Source organism: Bosea sp. 685 (genome assembly GCF_031884435.1).
Taxonomy (GTDB): domain Bacteria; phylum Pseudomonadota; class Alphaproteobacteria; order Rhizobiales; family Beijerinckiaceae; genus Allobosea.
In genome coordinates, this window is sequence record NZ_CP134779.1 from 2,981,374 (window position 1) to 2,998,220 (window position 16,847).

Consider the following 16,847-nt stretch of genomic DNA (forward strand, 5'->3'; position numbering starts at 1 on the left):
CCACAGGAGAACGACCCATGCAGATCGTAAAGGCGCACGGCGCCGAAATCCCCGCCCTCGGCTTCGGCGTGTTCCGGATGTCGGATGCTGAGGTGGAGCGCGTCGTTCCAGCTGCTCTGGAAGCCGGCTTCACCCATTTCGATACCGCCCAGATCTATGGCAACGAAGCGGCGCTCGGCCGGGCCTTGCAGACCGCCGGCGCGCGGCGGCGGGATCTCTTCCTGACCACCAAGGTCTGGGTCGACAAGTACAGCAGCGACAAATTCGTGGCGTCGGTCGACGAAAGCCTCGACAAGCTCAGGGTCGATCAGGTCGACTTGCTCCTGCTGCATTGGCCAGCCGACAAGGTCGCGATCGCCGATCAGATCGAGATGCTCAATGCCGTGCAGGCGGCCGGCAAGACCCGCTTCATCGGCGTCAGCAACCAGAATGTCGCGCAGCTCAAGGAGTCGATCTCGTCGAGCAAGGCAGCGATCGTCACCAACCAGATCGAACTGCACCCGTATCTCCAGCAAAGCGCGATGATTGATGCTGCCCGGGCGGCTGGCGTCGCGATCACCGCCTATTACGGCATGGCGGATGGTGCGGTGCCGCGCGATCCAGTGCTCCAGCGCATCGGCAAGGCCTATGGCAAGAGCGCCGCCCAGGTCGGGCTGCGCTGGTTGATCCAGCAGGGATTCATTGCGCTGTCCAAAACGGCCAAGCCCGAGCGTGTCGCCGAGAATTTCGCCGTCTTCGATTTTTCTCTCAGCGACGAGGACATGGCGGCGATCGGCAAGCTTGCTCGCCCCGATGGCCGGCTCGTCAGCCCTCCCGGCCTGGCACCAGCCTGGGACGCATGAGGAACAGGACATGACCACTGCAACGTCAAGCATCCAGCCCGAACAGGGGGATGCAGCCGGTATCAACTGGCCGCTTCTCGCCCTGGCTGTGGGCGCCTTCGGCATCGGTACGACCGAATTCGCGCCGATGGGGCTCCTCCCCGTCATCGCGGAGGGGGTGAATGTCTCGATCCCGACCGCCGGCCTGCTCGTCAGCGCTTACGCGATCGGGGTCATGATCGGCGCCCCGGTGATGACGCTGACCTTCAGTCGGTTCGGCAAACGCACCGCGCTGATGCTGCTCATGGGCATCTTCACCATCGGCAATCTCCTCTCGGCGCTGTCACCCGACTACTGGACGCTGCTGGCCGCACGCCTCGTCACCAGCCTCAATCACGGCGCCTTCTTCGGGCTCGGCTCGATCGTCGCCGCGAGCGTGGTGCCGAAGGAGAAGCAGGCCAGCGCCGTCGCAACCATGTTCATGGGATTGACCATCGCCAATATCGGCGGGGTGCCGGCGGCGACCTGGATCGGCCAGCAAATCGGCTGGCGCATGGCCTTCGCGGGCACGGCGGGATTGGGCCTCGTCGCCATCGCGGCGCTGTGGCTGGCCTTGCCGAGGGGCGAAGCCGGCACGATGCCGGATGTCAGGCGCGAACTGCGCGTCCTCACGCGCCCGGCCGTGCTGCTCGCCATGGCGACGACGGTGATGGGAGCTGGCGCCATGTTCACGCTCTACACCTATGTCGCTCCGACCTTGACCGAACTGACCGGCGCCTCAGAGGGCTTCGTCACGCTCGCCCTCGTGCTGATCGGCGTCGGCTTCACCATCGGCAACGGCGTCGGCGGACGGCTCGCCGACTGGTCGCTGGACGGCGCGACCAGGATCTTCCTGGGTGCGCTCGCGCTCATCATGCTGGCGCTGCCCTTCGTGCTGTCCAGCCATGTCGGCGCCGCGATCGGGCTGGTCGTCTGGGGCGCAGCGGCCTTCGCCATCGTGCCGCCGGTCCAGATGCGAGTGATGCAGGCGGCATCGGAAGCGCCGGGCCTGGCCTCTTCGATCAATGTCGGCGCGTTCAACCTTGGCAATGCTCTCGGCGCGGCCGTCGGTGGTGCCGTGATCAGCCTTGGCCTCGGCTATGCGGCCGTGCCGGTCGCGGGCGGGCTGCTCGCGGCGGCAGGGCTGGGCCTGGTCTGGCTCGGACGCGCTCGCCCGAAGCTAAAGGCGTGCGAAGCGTGACAGGCCGCGTTTCGAGATCGAACAGGCGAGATCGAACAGGGATGAATGAGATGTCTTTTCCGCTGGCCGGACAACGCTTCGAAGTCGATTATGGCGATCTCGTCGCCACCAACGCCTATGCCCAAGCGGGCCTCTCGCTGACCTACGAAATCACGGGCGGAGCGCTCACCGGCAACAGCGCGACCGTCGCGTTTGAATGGCGCCATCTTTTCGGCGGTACCTATGCGATCTCCTGGCAGGAGGCCGACGGTTCGACCGTCGTTCACATCGACGATTTCGAAGCAGGCCGCTCATTGGCCTTCTTCACCACTCCCGACGCTCGGTTCTTCCGCCTGGAAGGCAGCCTGAAGCCGCTGGAACCCGTCCACCAGAATTGAGGAGACGACCCCATGGATCTGCAACTCACAGGCAAGACCGCCCTCGTCACCGGCGCGACCGCCGGCATCGGACTGGCGATCGCCCGCTCACTTGCCGCGGAAGGCGCGAAGGTCGTCATTTGCGGCCGCTCACAGGTCAATCTCGATACTGCCGCCACCGCGATCGGCGGCAGCGTTCGCACCGTGCTCGCCGACCCGGCCAGCGCTGAAGGGGCAGCAGCGCTGACCGCCGCCGTGCCGGACATCGATATCCTCATCAACAATCTCGGCATCTACGAATCCAAGGCGTTCGGCGAGATCACCGACGAGGACTGGCGCCGCTTCTTCGAGATCAACGTCCTGAGTGGCGCCCGCCTCTCGCGGCATTATCTGCCGGGCATGCTTGCGCGTGATTGGGGGCGGATCATCTTCATCTCCAGCGAAAGCGCGGTCCTGGTTCCACCCAACATGATCCATTACGGCATGACCAAGACGGCGCAGCTCGCGATCTCGCGCGGGCTGGCGGCGACGACCAAGGGCACGCGTGTCACTGTCAATTCCGTGCTGCCCGGCACGACGCGCTCTGCGGGCATCGAGGATTTCCTGCGCAGTGTCGCCAGCGACCCGAACCTTCCCGCCGGCGAGATGGAGCAGGAGTACTTCGCCAAGGAGCGCCCGAGCTCGCTGATCCAGCGCATGATCGAGCCTGAGGAGGTCGCCAGCCTTGTCGCCTATCTGGCAAGCCCACTCTCGGCGGCGACGAACGGCGCCGCGCTGCGGGTCGATGGCGGCATCACGCCGACGATCATATGAGCCCCGCCATGCCCGAGCCCAGACGCCATATCGCGACACCGACCGGTTTCCTGATGGTCCTGCGTCAGAGCGACGATGTCTTCGCCCGGCTTGAAGCGTTGATGCGGGAGGAGGCAATTCCATCCGCCTTCATCAGCGGCCTGGGCTTTGCCGGCCAAGTGACCTTCGGCTTCTTCGATTACGAGAAGAAGGAATACAAGCCGAAGACGATGCATGACCTGGAGCTGACGAACCTGTCCGGGACGCTCGCCTGGAAGGACGGCAAGCCATCCATCCATGCTCATGGCACAGCCGGAGACGACAGCTTTCGCACCTTCGGCGGCCATCTGCTGGCGCTCGAAGTGGGGCGCGGTTCGCTGGAGATCAGCGTGACCGTGATCGCGACCCGCCTGGAGCGCGCGGTCGATCCCGGCATCGGTGCAAATGTGCTGCAGCTCTGAGCGATCGACCCAAGCGCTTCATGCAGGCGCGATCGGAAGATGCGCCACCTGCGCACCGACCTCGTAATAGGCCTCCTTCATGGCCCGGAAGGCTGGCATGGCGACCTCGGACACCGGCAGCGGCATGCCTTCGATATCGATCTCGCCGAGTATGAGGCGGGCGAGCTCGCGCCCGAAGACCGTACCCGGCGCGATGCCACGCCCGTTGTAGCCGTTGAAGCCGATCGCGTTCGGGCCAAAGCTGTGCAGCCTCGGCAGGTGATCCGGCGTCATGCCGATCTTGCCGTACCATTCCGTCTCGAGCTCGAATTCGCCGAGCTGCGGGAACAGCTTGCGGATATGCCGCTTGATCCAGGCGCGATGAATGCTGAGCCCGGTCCCGCGCAGTGCGCCGACGCTGCCGACGATCAGCCGCCCCTCCGCATCGAGCCTGAAGCCACTCAGGATGGTCTTGGTGTCCCAGCCCGCGCCGCCATTCGGCAGGATGGTCTTGCGCAGATTGTGGCTCAGCGGCGCGGTCGAGACATGGAAATAGGGCAGATGGACCTGCTCCTCGCGGATGGCGGAGGTTGATCCGGTCGAATACGCGTCCGTGGCCAGGATGAGCCAATCGGCGTTGACGCTGCCGCCGGCGGTCTTGACCTGCCAGGCGTCGCCAATACGGCCGAACGAGATCACCGCGCTGCCGGTGTGGATGGTGGCGCCCTCGCTCATCGCGGCGCTCGCCAGGCCGCGTGCATAGGCGAGCGGCTGGATCGTGCCGGCGCGGGGGTCGAACAGCGAGCCGGTATAGCCGGTGGCCCCGGTCCTGGACTGCGTGTCGCTGGCGCTCAGCAGTTCGACCTTGGCACCGAGCCGGCTCCACTGCGCCTGGCGCGCCTGAAGCTGCTTCAGGCCGCTGGCGCCGACTGCGCAGTGATAAGTCCCGCGATGGTCGGCCTGGCATTGCATGCCATAGCGTTCCGTCAGGGCGAAGACCTCTCGCGGTGCCTCGCCGAGCAGCCCGATCAAGCGGTTGCCATAGACCGGGCCGAGCGTCGCGATCAGGTCGTCGGGCATGACCCAGAGGCCGGCATTGACGAAACCGGAATTGCGGCCGGACGCGCCGAAGCCGATCTCGACGGCTTCGAGCACGACGACCGACCTGCCGGCCCTGGCGAGATGCAGGGCAGCCGACAGCCCGGTATAGCCCGCGCCGACGACGACCACATCGGCCGAGACGGCGCCGGTCAGAGCGGCGGTCGGCGGCGGAGGTGGCGCGGACAGCTCCCACAGCCCATGCGACCGCTTGTCATCCAGCATGTGTCTGCTCCGTTCTCATCTGACCTGACTGGGATCGCGGATTGTCGCCGTCGCATCGACCGCGATTATGCGTCTGCGAGGATCTTGGCCTCTGCGAAGATCTTGGCGCCTGCGAGGATCATGCCGTCGCTTCGTCGTCGGGATGGCCCATCTCGCAGAATTTGCCGCCGAGATATCGACCGGCCGGAGATTTCGGATCGAGAGCCGGCGCGTTGGCCTCGACCTTGGCGCGGAACGGCTCCGAACTGTCCTGCGGGTGGTAGCCGAGATGGCCGGCACCGCTGTTGTCGACGGCCTTGACCTTGTTGTCCGAGGTGCCGAACGAGATCGTGTGCCCGACGAAGGGCGCCGTCAGCGCGGCTTCGACGAGGCGCACGCAATCGGCGAAGGACAGATAGGACCAGAGCATCCGGCGGTCGACGGGTTCGGGAAAGGACGAGAAGATGCGCAGGCACGCCGTCTCGATGCCGAACTTGTCCCAATAGAGCCGGCTCAGGCTTTCGACGAAGGTCTTGCCGACGCCGTACAGGCAGTCGGGGCGAACCGGCGCATCGACCGAAATCTGGGCCCCGACCTCGTGATAGCCGATCGCATGGACCGACGACGCGTAGACGACCCGTTTGACGCCGTGTTTCCGGGCGCCTTCATAGATGTGGTAGGAGCCGCGAATGCCGGCATCGAGAATGGTCTGCCACTCCCGCTCGGTCGGCGCGCCGCCGAAATGGACGATGGCATCGCAGCCTTCGGTCGCCGCCATCGTCGCCTCCATATCCGCAAGGTCGAAGATCGCCTGCTCCTCATTGGCGGCAAGCGGGCCGAGCGGCTCGCGATCGGCGACGCGGATCGTCCTGGCCAGCGGCGCAAGGCCGGTGCGAAGCTGCGAGCCGAGACGGCCGGCCGCGCCGGTGATCAGAATTCGGTCGTAATGTGGCATTCGGTCCTCGTGTCGTCACAGGCTGACCGCCACACCATGCCAGTGCGGCAGCGATAGAGATAATCGGCATCCTTCGATCACGTCGCATTCGGACGGTTCCGTCAGAATGCAGGAAACGTGATCGATTCTAAAGTTTAGAGCATTGCTCTCATGTCGTGGCGCATCGTTATCCAGCCGAGGGCAGTTCGCCGCGCTTCAGTCCGGCTTCAACCGCCGCGATCTCGGCGTCGCCAAGCCCGTAATCGATTTTGGCGGTCTTGGCCGAGATATAGCCGAGCGCGAGGTCGCGCAGCACCTCGGCGCGGCCGCGCTCAGTGGCCGGACCGTAGCCGGCGCCGCCAGGCAGCGACAGCATGACCTTGCGGCCCTCGGGAACGACTTGGCGCCCCTTGCCGGCCATGGCCGTGCCGTCGTCGAGCCGGATCTCGGTCGCGGCGCCGTCAGCGCCGCCCAGGCGTCCGCGCGGCGGATGCTTCACGCGATCGAACATCGCCGACATGTCGAAGACATGCCCTTCGACGGCCCCAACCTCCATGAATTGACCGAGGCCGCCGCGAAAGCGGCCGGCGCCGCCGGAATCAGGCCGCAGCTCCTTGCGCCAGATGATGATCGGGCCGGCATGCTCCGTCGCTTCGATCGGCATGGTCATGACGCCGGATGGGAAGGCGGTCGTGTTCATGCCGTCGAGCGTCGGACGCGCGCCCGATCCCCCGCAGTTGAACATCAAGACCTCGGCACGCCTCGCCCCGGCCAGGCGTGCCGCCTCTGAAGCCGGCCGCAGCGAAACCTGGAAGTTGCAGAGCGGCCCTGCCCCCTCGGCCGGAACCGTCTTCGGCAGAAGCTTGTCGAGCGCGTTGTAGACCGTATCCGGGATCAGATGGCCGATGACATGGCGCAACGCGACCGGCGCCGGATGCAGGGCGTTGACGATCGTGTTGTCCGGCGCGGTGATGCGGAATGGTTCCAGCGAGGCCGCATTGTTGGGGATCTCGGGCGCGATCGCACATTTCAGCGCATAGCAGGCATAGGCCTTGGAATAGACCATCGGGCAGTTGATGCCCTTGGGGTCGACGCCGGAAGAGCCGGCGAAATCGACACAAACCTCGTCTGTGCCGATCGTGACCTTGACCCTGAGTTCGATCGGCGTGGCAAAGCCGTCGCTGAGCATGGCGCCCTCCGCCTCGCCGCGGGGCAGCGCCGCGATCCTCTCCAGCGTCGCCCGGCGCGAATTCTCGAGGATGAAATCCCCGACCTGCTCCAGCCCGTCGAGCGCGAATTCGTCGAGCATGCCGATCAGCCGGCGATGACCGACATCATTGCAGGTCGCGAGCGCGAAGATGTCGCCGACGACCTGATCGGGCTCGCGGATATTGCCGCGCACCAGCCTGACGAAGGGCTGGTCGAGCTTGCCCTGGTCGGCGAACTTCATGATCGGGATGTAGAGGCCTTCCTCATAGACGGAGTTGGCGTCCGCCCCGAAGCCGCGCCCGCCGATGTCGACGACATGAGCCGTGCAGGCGAAGAAGCCGACATGCCGACCCTGGTAGAAGGACGGCGTCACGACCGTGATGTCGTGAAGGTGCCCGGTTCCCATCCAAGGGTCGTTGGTGATGTAGATGTCGCCTTCGAGAATATTCGCAGGCCCGATCTCGCGGATGAAATGCGCGACGGCATCGGCCATGGCGTTGACATGGCCGGGCGTGCCGGTCACGGCCTGCGCCAGCATCAGCCCGGCCTGGTTGTAGACACCGGCCGAGAGATCGCCGGCTTCGCGCACCGAGGTCGAGAAGGCCGTGCGGATCAGGGCCTGGGCCTGTTCCTCGACGATCGAGATCAGGCGGTTCCACATCACCTGCAGCGAAACGGTGGATAGCTGTGTCATGGGTAGCTGTGTCTTGGATAGCTGCGTCATGGCTCAGGCCTCGACCATCTCGGCCAAGCGCGCTTTCGCAGGCTCGGATCCGTGTTTGAAGATCTCGATGCAGCCATCGCTGCGGCACGTCGCCGAACAGCCCGTCGGCACGATGATGGTGGTTTCGTCCTCGACGATGACGCAGGGCCCCGCCGCGACCCGGCCGACCGCGATCTGCGATCGCTCGAACACGCCCGCCACCATCCGAGCCCCATGGGCGGGATCGAAGACCTCGCGTTGCGAGGTCGCCGTCAGCGGCACCAGATCTCCCAGAGCCTCGGCCCTTGCCGGCACCGCTTTCGCCGTGCTCGCATTGACCGCCCAGACGGTGATCTCGATATCCAGCCCCTGGACGGTCCGGGAGAACAGCTTGGCGTATTCGGCCTCGAACAGATCGCGATAGGCGTCGATCGTCGGCGCGGCGTGGCTGACATCGATCGGGATTTCCCAGCCCTGGCCGACATAGCGCATATAGACCTTGGTCTCGACGCTGAGCGGCGCCTGCGCGTCGCAGGAGCGCACGAAGGTCGTGGCTTCGTTTTCGAGCTCCGACAGGAGACTGCGCACCGTCGACGCGTCGAATGCAGCCAGACGCATATAGACGCTGCGTGTCGCCTCGAAGCTGAAGGGCGCTCGCAGGAAGCCGATCGCCGAGCCCACGCCGGCGCCTGGCGGCACGAGCAGACGCTGGATGCCAAGCTTTTCGCAGAGCCGCCCGGCATGCAGCGGCGCTGCACCGCCAAAGGCGATCATCGTGTAGCCGGAAAGATCCTCGCCATTCTCGACCGCATGGACCCGGGCGGCATTGGCCATGTTTTCATCGACCACCTCGACGATGCCGAAGGCGGCGGTCTCGTCGCTCATCCCCAGCGGGTCGGCAATATGCGCCAGTACGGCCCGGCGCGATGCGGCGATGTCCAGCACCATGCTGCCGCCGGCAAAGGTGGCGGGGTCGATCTTGCCGAGCATCACATCGGCATCCGTCACCGCAGGCCTTGCTCCGCCGCGGCCATAGCAGGCCGGCCCCGGCTCCGACCCAGCGCTCTCCGGACCGACCCGGATCTGGCGCATCGAGTCGACCTGGGCGAGCGAGCCACCGCCGGCGCCGATCTCGACCATGTCGATGACCGGGATCGAGATCGGCATGCCGGAGCCCTTCTTGAAGCGATAGCTCCGCGCGACCTCGAAGACCCGGCTCGTTTTCGGCGTCTGGTTCTTGATCAGGCAGATCTTGGCCGTCGTCCCGCCCATGTCGAAGGACAAAACGCGGTCGAAGCCGAAGCGCGCCGCGACATCGGCGGCATAAATCGCCCCGCCCGCCGGCCCGGATTCGACGAGGCGAACAGGAAACTCAGCCGCCCCTTCCAACGACATGATCCCGCCGCCCGAATGCATCAGGAAGATCGGGCAGTCGCAGCCCTCATCGGCCAGCTTCGCCGCGAGGCTGGCGAGATAGCGCTTCATCATCGGCTTGACGTAAGAGTTCGCCACCACGGTGTTGAAGCGCTCATATTCGCGCATCTGAGGCGAAACCTCGGAGGAGATTGAGACCGCAAGTCCCGGAATGCGCTCCAGCAGAACATCGCGGACCAGCCGTTCATGCGCCGGGTCGAGATAGGAATGGATCAGCCCGACGGCGACGCTCTCATAGCCCGCTTGCGCGATCTCGTCGGCGAGGCGCACGACATCTTCGCGCAGCAGCGGGATGAGTGTCGCGCCATTGGCACCGACGCGCTCGCGCAGCGTATAGCGCCGGTTACGCGGCAGCAGGGGCTGGGGCAGCGTCAGGTTGAGGTCGTATTGCTCGAACCGGCTCTCCGTGCGCATCTCGATCACGTCGCGGAAGCCCTCCGTCGTGATCAGCGCCGTTTTCGCGCCACGGCGTTCGATCAGTGCGTTGGTGGCGAGCGTCGTGCCGTGGATGATCCGGCCAATCGCGGCGGGTGTCACGCCTGCTTTCGCGCAGACGCGGTGCATGCCCTCAATGATGGCGCGCTCGGGCGCATCATAGGTGGTCAGCACCTTGGCCGAGAAGGTCTCGCCACCGATCTCCAGCACGACGTCGGTGAAGGTGCCGCCGATATCGGCGCCGAGATTGCCAAGAGACGGTGTATCTCGGGACGATGTACTTTGGGTCGATGCAACACCGCTCACGGAAAGCCACCTTTCAATGCCTATCAGGGAGCCGAGCGATGCTGCCGAGCCATCCCAATCGGCGAAAAGATGGCTGTGATCGACAATCACGTCTAATTATTTGATTGTCTTAGGACGATAGAAAATATCTATCCTGCGACGCATCGCAGAGGCGACGCTGGCCGGGTGGGACCATGCAGATCACGCTCAAACAGATCGAAACCTTCGTCCGGCTGGCCTCGCTCAGGAATTTCCGCCGTGTCGCCGAACAGATGAACACGACCCAGCCCAATATTTCGGCGCGCATTTCGGCGCTTGAAAGGGTCCTGAACCAACGCCTGTTCGAACGCGACGCGGGTTCTGTCGTGCTCACCGATCAGGGTCAGGCCTTGCTTCCCTTGGCAGCGAAGGCGCTCGAGGCGACCGAGGCGCTGCTCCAGGCCGGCGACACGACCAGCCGGCAATCTGTCATGCGGCTTGGGGTCGCTGAAACCGTGGCCCAGACCTGGCTGCATCGCTTCCTGCGCGAGATGGCCGTGCGCTTCCCCGACGTCGTCGTCGAACTGAGCGTGGACCTCACCTTCAACCTCCAGCGCAATCTCATCGACGGCTCGCTCGACATAGCCTTCCTCAACGGGCCGGTCTCGGACCTCTCGGTCGCCAATCTGCCGCTGGGAACGGTTGCGCTGCCATGGGTCGCCGCACCCCGCTTCGCGGCAGCCCTGCCCGATCTCGCGGGAGCCGATGATCTCGCTCGGTTTCCCATCCTCACGCATGCCAGGAATACGCGGCCCTATGCGGAGGTCGTCGACTATTTCAAGCGCAACAGCAGCCGGCTCAGCCGCCCGGTCTCATCCAGCAATCTGGCGGCCTGTCTGAACATGACATTGGACGGCCTGGGCATCGCGACCTTGCCATCGCCGCTGGTGGAGCGCTTCCTCGAATCCGGCGAACTCGTCGCCCTCAACTGCGATTGGGTTCCCACGCCGATGAATTTCACCGCGTCCTATGTCACGATGCCGGCGCGGCCGATCATTGAGGCAGCGGCCAATCTCGCGACCGAGGTCGTCGACTGGAAGCCGAACGCAGCCTGACGAGCCCGATCGAGATCGCTCGCAAGATCGCTCGGCAGACAAGCTGATCAACCCGAAAGGACGAGCCCATGCCTGACGCCGCCGCCCTCGCCGAACTCGATGAACGCATCGCCATCGCCCGCGCCAACCTTGCAGAACTGATGGAGCAAGCGTCCGCCTTTTCAGGCGCTGCCGACGAAGACCGCAACGCGGACCGCATCAACGAGCGGCAGGACATACTCGACGCCCTCCTCAAGCAACGCGCGGCATTCGGGCAGTAGGCGTTTGGACAGCATGCGGGCCGATGGCGCTGAAGCCGCGATCGATGGATGGACATCGGCCGACCGCTCGCGCGCCGGCCTCTCGGATCGAGCCGTTCTGATCGAAACCGACATGCTGGCGCCGGGGCATTTTGGTCATTCCGGAGAAGCCATACGGCAGGGTCCATCGCCCTGCCGCCCGAGCAATCAAGCTCGTGCCGCCTCCCCGCGGGACGCGCATGCTCGTCACCTTCATCGTCACGTCATTTGCGCCGACGAGATTGCCGCCATGGGAGATTGGAGGACATCAGTCCGCAGCGCGAGACGCAGCTTCCGAGCCTGCGTCTCGTCGCGGTCTTTGCGATCACGGCGCAGCAGCGTGCTTAGCCATCTCCGAAATCGCCGATCACCTTCTCGAAGTCGATTCAAAGGTCAGCATTCATGACGAACGATCTGGAGCGCATTAAAGCCGAAATCGCAGACAGCTTCGACGAAGAGCTCGAGATGCAGCTCGAGGAGGACCGGCTCGACGAACTCGTCTCCGAGGGTTTGGCTCCGACGGGCGCAATGCTGGACCGCAAGGTTTATTTCCGCGAGCTGTTCCGGCTGCAGCATGAGCTCGTGCGGCTTCAGGACTGGATCCAGTATAAGAAGCTCAAGGTCGTCGTACTCTTCGAGGGACGTGACTCGGCTGGCAAGGGCGGCGTGATCAAGCGCGTCACCCAGCGGCTCAATCCGCGGATCTGCCGCGTTGTCGCCCTCCCGGCGCCCAGCGAGCGCGAGCGCCATCAATGGTACTTTCAGCGCTATGTGCAGCATTTGCCCACGGCCGGCGAAATGGTGCTGTTCGACCGCAGCTGGTACAACCGAGCCGGCGTCGAGCGCGTCATGGGCTTCTGCACCCCCGATGAACTCGACGAGTTCTTCCGCTCGGTTCCAGATTTCGAGCATATGCTCGTGCGATCCGGCATCATCCTGATCAAATACTGGTTCTCGATCACCGATGAAGAGCAGGAATTCCGCTTCCGCATGCGGATCGAGGATCCCCTGAAGCAATGGAAGCTCTCGCCCATGGATATGGAGAGCCGCGTCCACTGGGAAGACTACACCCGCGCCAAGGAGGACATGCTCGCCCGCACCCATACGGAGACGGCCCCGTGGTGGGTCGTTCAGGCCGTCGACAAGAAGCGGGCGCGGCTTAACTGCATCACCCATCTGCTCGGCCAGATCCCGTATGAGAGCGTGCCGAAATCGGACATCATCCTGCCCGAGCGCGTGCGCAATTCGGATTATTCCCGGCACCCCGTTCCGCCCGAACTTTACGTCCCGGAGCTGTACTGAAACCGCGCGGCAGGAAGGCCCCTCCTCCGGTCTCGTAAGCACCAACCCCGGTGTTCACGAGGCCGGCGGAAGCCCATTCGTCGTAACCGGCACGGTGGCGCCGGCGCCAAGCGATCTCTGCACCATGACGCTGTCGGACCATTTGCCGTAGCGATAGGCAACGCCAGGCAGAAGGCCGACCCTGGCGAAGCCGAACCTCTCGTGAAGCGCCAGCGATGCGGTGTTCTCGGCATCGATATAGCCGATCATCTGACGAAACCCCGCAGCCGCGCGAGGAATCGATCAGCGCCTGAAGCAGCGATCGCCCGATCCCCCGTCCGAGATGGTCGTGGTGGACATAGATCGAGTGCTTGACCGTGTAGCGATAGGCCGGGCGCTTGCGGAACAGCACGACATAGGCATAGCCGACGACCTCGCCACCGCGCGTCGCGACCAGATGCGGCAGCCGGCGGTTGCGCAGGTTCTTGCGCCGGTCGCGCAGGTCGTCGGGCTGGGGCGTGCCGGTATCCTCGACGCCCGCCTCGACGCCGCGCCTGATATGGCGGCGATAGATCGCCAGCATGGGCTCGACATCGCTATCGCGCGACGGCCGGATGATGACGGGGGGTTCGTTTTCCATCAGTTGCCGCAGCCTTTACCCATGGGCCTGTTCGCTGACGACATAGGTATGGAGCCGCACCCGTCCGGCTGCGTCGACCTCGCGATAGACGCCCTGGATCTCGACGTCGAAGCCGGGGAAGGCATTGAAGCTCGCCTCGAACATCTTGAGATAGTCGATCATGGGCTGGGCGCGTTCGGTCAGGCGCTCGCCGGGGACGATCGTCGCGATCCCGGGCGGGTAGACCACGAAGGGCGTCGTGGCGATGCGCCCGGCGATGGCATCGATGGGCAGGTAGTCGACATCGTTGCGTACGAGGCAGCGCGCAGCATCATGGGGCGACATGGCGATCTCCGGCAGATGTTCGGCCGCGAATTGCCTGGCCTGCAAAGCGCTGACATCGGCCTCCCGGAAGAAGCGGTGCATCTGGCCGCAGAGATCGCGCAGGCGCACGCCGGCATAGCGTGAAGGCCGGCGCCGGTAGAATTCCGGAATAGCTTCTTCCAGCAACGCATTGTCGTCATGCAGCTTCTTGAAGGCGACGAGCCCGCTGATCAGCGTGCCGGCCTTGCTGGCTTCGACGCCGGGCGTCAGCAGGAAGAGCAGCGAGTTGAGGTCGTTCTTCTCTGCGACGATCCGGTTCTCGCGCAGGAACTGGGCGACGACCGGCGCCGGGATGCCATGTTCGGCATAGCCGCCCGTGGCGCGGTCGAAGCCCGGCGTCAGCAGCGTCAGCTTGTTGGGATCGGTCATGGCGAAGCCCGGCTCCAGGCCGGAGAAACCGTGCCAGGCGGCGCCCGGAGCGAGCTGCCAATAGGAGGGTTCGCTGGCAAGCTGGTCGGTGCCGACCGTCTCCCAGGCGACGTCATGGACCGCCCCCTCGCGCGCCGCATCGGGGATCGTCACGCGGTCGGGCACGAAGGGCTCGAAGAACCAGCGCCGTTCCGGCAGGATCTCCTTCTCCTCGAATTCGCGCCGCACGGCGCGGATCTTCTTGCGCAACTCGATGCCAAGCCGGATCGTGTCGTCCCAGAGCACTTCACCGGAACGCCCCTTCATCATCTGCGCGCCGACGTCGAGCGAGGCGAAGAGCGGGTAGAAGGGCGAGGTCGAGGCATATTGCATGAAGCTCTCATTGAAGCGCCGATGCTCGACGCGGCGCTTCTGGCCGCGGATATGCCGGTCCTTCATGTGGATCTGCGAGGCCTGGGAGAAGCTCGCCAGCTGCTTATGCGTCGACTGCGTCGCGATGATGCCGGGTGAGTCCGGCCCCAGATCGGCAAGCCCCATGGCGAAGCGCCCGGCATAGAGCGGGTGGAACTTCATGAAGCCGGCCCAGGCTTCGTCGAACAGGATGTAGTCGCAGAGATGGCCAATGCGCTTCAGGATCATCTGGGCGTTGTGGATCGTGCCGTCATAGGTGCATTGCTCGACCACGGCGACGCGGAAGGGGCGCGGCTTTTGCCAGGCGTCGGGATCCTTGACCAGCGGATGCGACCGGATGCGTTCGCGCAGCGCCTCCTCATCGAAGGCGTCCCAGCGCATCGGGCCGATGAGCCCCCAGGCATTGCGGATCGTCGGCAGATAAACCGGGATGCCGCCGCCGATCATCAGCGCGCCATGATGGGCCGCTTTGTGGTTGTTGCGGTCGAACAGGACAAGATCGCCATCGGTCACCAGCGCCGCCAGCGCCACCTTGTTCGAGGTCGAGGTGCCGTTGAGGACAAAATAGGTCTTCTCCGCCCCGAAGATCTGGGCTGCCTCCTTCTGAGCCTTCAGAGCCGGGCCCTCATGGGTCAGGAGGTCGCCGAGATCGAGCACCGAATTGTCGAGGTCGTCGCGGAAGACCGCCTCGCCGAGATGCTCCATGAAGACCCGGCCGATAGGGCTGCGGCTGTAGAACACGCCGCCATTATGCCCAGGGCAGGTCCAGAGATGATTGCCTTCCTCGGCATAATCGACCAGCGCGCCGAAGAAGGGCGTCTTCAGCGTCTCGGCATATTGCTTCAGACGGCTGATCAGACTCTTGGCGATGAAGGGCGGCGTCTCCTCGGACAGGAAGATATAGCCGTCGATGAAGTCGAGCACCTCGACGGGCAAATCCTCGAAGCGCTTGCGGCGGATCAGCAGGATGATCGGGAAGTCGAGCCCGCGGCGGCGCATCAGGTTGATTAGGGCCGCCGTCTTGCCTTCGAGGCCCTTCTTGCCCCAGTCGACGACCATGCAGCCGATGGCGGCATCGGTCTGTACCGCGATCTCGGCATCTTCGAGCTTGCGGGCTTTCACGACCTCGAAGCCGGACCGCTCGATCTCATCGACGATCTGGTTGAACCTTATGCCTTCCAGATCCTCTGCGTCGAAACTCGGAGTCGCGAACAGGAAGGTGAAGCGCCTGAAATAGTCCATGTCTGCTCCGCTGGCTCAATCCGGAAGATGTCGGCGAGTTCCATGACAGTCCGGCGACTATCGTCTTCTCTTTGTGACGACGTTGATCGAGCAGATCGGGACTGCCTTGACGATCGGCGACATCGAAGGCCAGCTCCCCAAGCGAGCGCTCGAACTGAATTGTCGCGCGGCGAAATGCACGGTCTTCCTCAACCGCAGCGCGCCGGATTCGAGATGGAGCGTTCGGCGTGATGTGGCTCTTTCCGGCGCAGTCGCGCGGCATCCCTGGAGGGTGGCAGGCCGAACTGACGTGCATACTCGCGACTGAACTGATTGGGGCTTTCGTAACCGACCTCGAAAGCGATGGAGGTGACACGGCCCTCTCCGGCGATAAGAAGCGACCGCGCACGCAGCAGGCGCACATGTTTCTGATACTGTAAGGGGCTGAGCGCCGTGACCGCTTTGAAGTGACGGTGGAAGGCCGAGACGCTCAGAGCCGTCATTGCCGCCAAAGCCTCGACGCGAAGCGGCTTCGCGAAGTTTTCCCTGATCCACTGGATGGCGATACGGATCCGCGAAAGAGCGGTGTGGGGTGTCGCGATATCACGAAGCATCCAGCCGAGCGGCCCCTGCAGCACACGGAACAGAATCTCGCGCTCATAGGCTGGTGCAAGGGCCGCGATCTCGTTCGGGCGCTCCATCAACCGCAGCATGCGAACCCAGGCGTCGAGCAATTCGGGCGAGACCGGTGCCACGGAAAAGCCCGGGCTGAAGAGTTCGCCTCCGGCAGGTTTGGGCAGGTCGGCCAGCAGGTTTGCGACGATCGCCGGCTCCAGCGTCAGGCTAATCGCCAGATAGGGCTCTCCGTCGTTAGAGGGGTGCACTGAGCCGACTGCCGGCAGATCGACCGACATCACGAAATAAGTCGCCGGATCATACCGAAACGTCCGGTCACCCACTGTCATGGTCTTCGACCCCGTCAGGATCAGGTTGATCATGGGATCATAGACGGCGGCAAGCTGATGCTCAGGAATCGCGCCCTGCACCATGGCGACGCGCGCAACGCCCGTCTCGGTACGGCGGTTTTCTGCACGGGATGCCAGTTTCCTGAGTTCCTGAAGTGACGCTTCCATGGACGGCATTCTTCCACAGCGATGTGCCGCAATCAATCATGAAGCAGGAATAGGCAATATTTGAACAGAATCGTGAGAGCGGCACCAAGGCGCTGCAGCTATCCCT

The 16,847-nt window shown here is 64.5% G+C and carries 14 protein-coding genes and 1 pseudogene; 8 read left to right on the forward strand and 7 right to left on the reverse strand.

Annotated features, from left to right (window positions below; genetic code table 11):
- The first annotated feature begins 17 nt into the window (after positions 1-17).
- Genes RMR04_RS15470 through RMR04_RS15490 form a run of 5 tightly spaced genes read left to right on the forward strand, consistent with a single transcriptional unit; the run spans position 18 to position 3,670 of the window.
- Complete coding sequence (locus tag RMR04_RS15470) at positions 18-842, forward strand: aldo/keto reductase (protein WP_311915483.1); 825 nt, start codon at positions 18-20, stop codon at positions 840-842.
- Between the two features lie 10 nt (positions 843-852).
- On the forward strand, positions 853-2,061 hold the full coding sequence (locus tag RMR04_RS15475; RefSeq protein ID WP_311915484.1) for an MFS transporter: 1,209 nt from the start codon (positions 853-855) through the stop codon (positions 2,059-2,061).
- A 50-nt stretch (positions 2,062-2,111) separates the two neighbouring features.
- Positions 2,112-2,438, forward strand: a complete 327-nt coding sequence (locus RMR04_RS15480) for a MoaF-related domain-containing protein (RefSeq protein WP_311915485.1) — start codon at positions 2,112-2,114, stop codon at positions 2,436-2,438.
- A gap of 12 nt (positions 2,439-2,450) precedes the next feature.
- A complete protein-coding gene (locus tag RMR04_RS15485) occupies positions 2,451-3,230 on the forward strand; it encodes an SDR family NAD(P)-dependent oxidoreductase (protein WP_311915486.1) in 780 nt (259 codons plus the stop codon).
- A gap of 8 nt (positions 3,231-3,238) precedes the next feature.
- Positions 3,239-3,670 carry a PPC domain-containing DNA-binding protein gene (locus tag RMR04_RS15490; RefSeq protein WP_311915488.1) on the forward strand — a complete coding sequence of 144 codons (432 nt, stop codon included), beginning with the start codon at positions 3,239-3,241 and terminating at the stop codon, positions 3,668-3,670.
- Positions 3,671-3,688: 18 nt separating this feature from the next.
- Here RMR04_RS15490 and RMR04_RS15495 read toward each other — a convergent pair whose 3' ends face one another.
- The 4 genes from RMR04_RS15495 to RMR04_RS15510 all read right to left on the reverse strand — a co-directional run bounded on the left by RMR04_RS15495 (position 3,689) and on the right by RMR04_RS15510 (position 9,972).
- On the reverse strand, positions 3,689-4,972 hold the full coding sequence (locus tag RMR04_RS15495) for an NAD(P)/FAD-dependent oxidoreductase (protein WP_311915489.1): 1,284 nt from the start codon (positions 4,970-4,972) through the stop codon (positions 3,689-3,691).
- Positions 4,973-5,090: 118 nt separating this feature from the next.
- Positions 5,091-5,906 (reverse strand): NAD-dependent epimerase/dehydratase family protein, encoded by an 816-nt coding sequence (locus RMR04_RS15500; protein WP_311915490.1) that lies wholly within the window; start codon positions 5,904-5,906, stop codon positions 5,091-5,093.
- Positions 5,907-6,072: 166 nt separating this feature from the next.
- Positions 6,073-7,788: a hydantoinase B/oxoprolinase family protein gene (locus RMR04_RS15505; RefSeq protein WP_311915491.1), complete on the reverse strand. Its 1,716-nt coding sequence runs from the start codon at positions 7,786-7,788 to the stop codon at positions 6,073-6,075.
- A 33-nt stretch (positions 7,789-7,821) separates the two neighbouring features.
- Complete coding sequence (locus RMR04_RS15510; RefSeq protein WP_311915492.1) at positions 7,822-9,972, reverse strand: hydantoinase/oxoprolinase family protein; 2,151 nt, start codon at positions 9,970-9,972, stop codon at positions 7,822-7,824.
- A 173-nt stretch (positions 9,973-10,145) separates the two neighbouring features.
- Here RMR04_RS15510 and RMR04_RS15515 point away from each other — a divergent pair, with 173 nt between their 5' ends.
- The 3 genes from RMR04_RS15515 (at position 10,146) to ppk2 (ending at position 12,625) form a co-directional block, all read left to right on the forward strand.
- Positions 10,146-11,045: a LysR family transcriptional regulator gene (locus tag RMR04_RS15515; protein WP_311915493.1), complete on the forward strand. Its 900-nt coding sequence runs from the start codon at positions 10,146-10,148 to the stop codon at positions 11,043-11,045.
- 68 nt (positions 11,046-11,113) lie between these two features.
- Positions 11,114-11,305, forward strand: coding sequence for a hypothetical protein (locus RMR04_RS15520; protein WP_311915494.1), 192 nt, complete (start codon positions 11,114-11,116; stop codon positions 11,303-11,305).
- A 420-nt stretch (positions 11,306-11,725) separates the two neighbouring features.
- Positions 11,726-12,625 carry a polyphosphate kinase 2 gene (gene ppk2 / locus RMR04_RS15525; protein WP_311915495.1) on the forward strand — a complete coding sequence of 300 codons (900 nt, stop codon included), beginning with the start codon at positions 11,726-11,728 and terminating at the stop codon, positions 12,623-12,625.
- Positions 12,626-12,679: 54 nt separating this feature from the next.
- On the opposite strand, the pseudogene RMR04_RS15530 reads toward ppk2, so the two are convergent.
- The 3 genes and pseudogenes from RMR04_RS15530 to RMR04_RS15540 form a co-directional block, all read right to left on the reverse strand.
- Positions 12,680-13,244 (reverse strand): annotated as a pseudogene (locus tag RMR04_RS15530) (GNAT family N-acetyltransferase).
- A gap of 15 nt (positions 13,245-13,259) precedes the next feature.
- Positions 13,260-15,629, reverse strand: a complete 2,370-nt coding sequence (locus tag RMR04_RS15535; RefSeq protein ID WP_311915496.1) for an Orn/Lys/Arg family decarboxylase — start codon at positions 15,627-15,629, stop codon at positions 13,260-13,262.
- Between the two features lie 188 nt (positions 15,630-15,817).
- Positions 15,818-16,741, reverse strand: coding sequence for an AraC family transcriptional regulator (locus RMR04_RS15540; RefSeq protein WP_311915497.1), 924 nt, complete (start codon positions 16,739-16,741; stop codon positions 15,818-15,820).
- Positions 16,742-16,847: the final 106 nt, after the last annotated feature.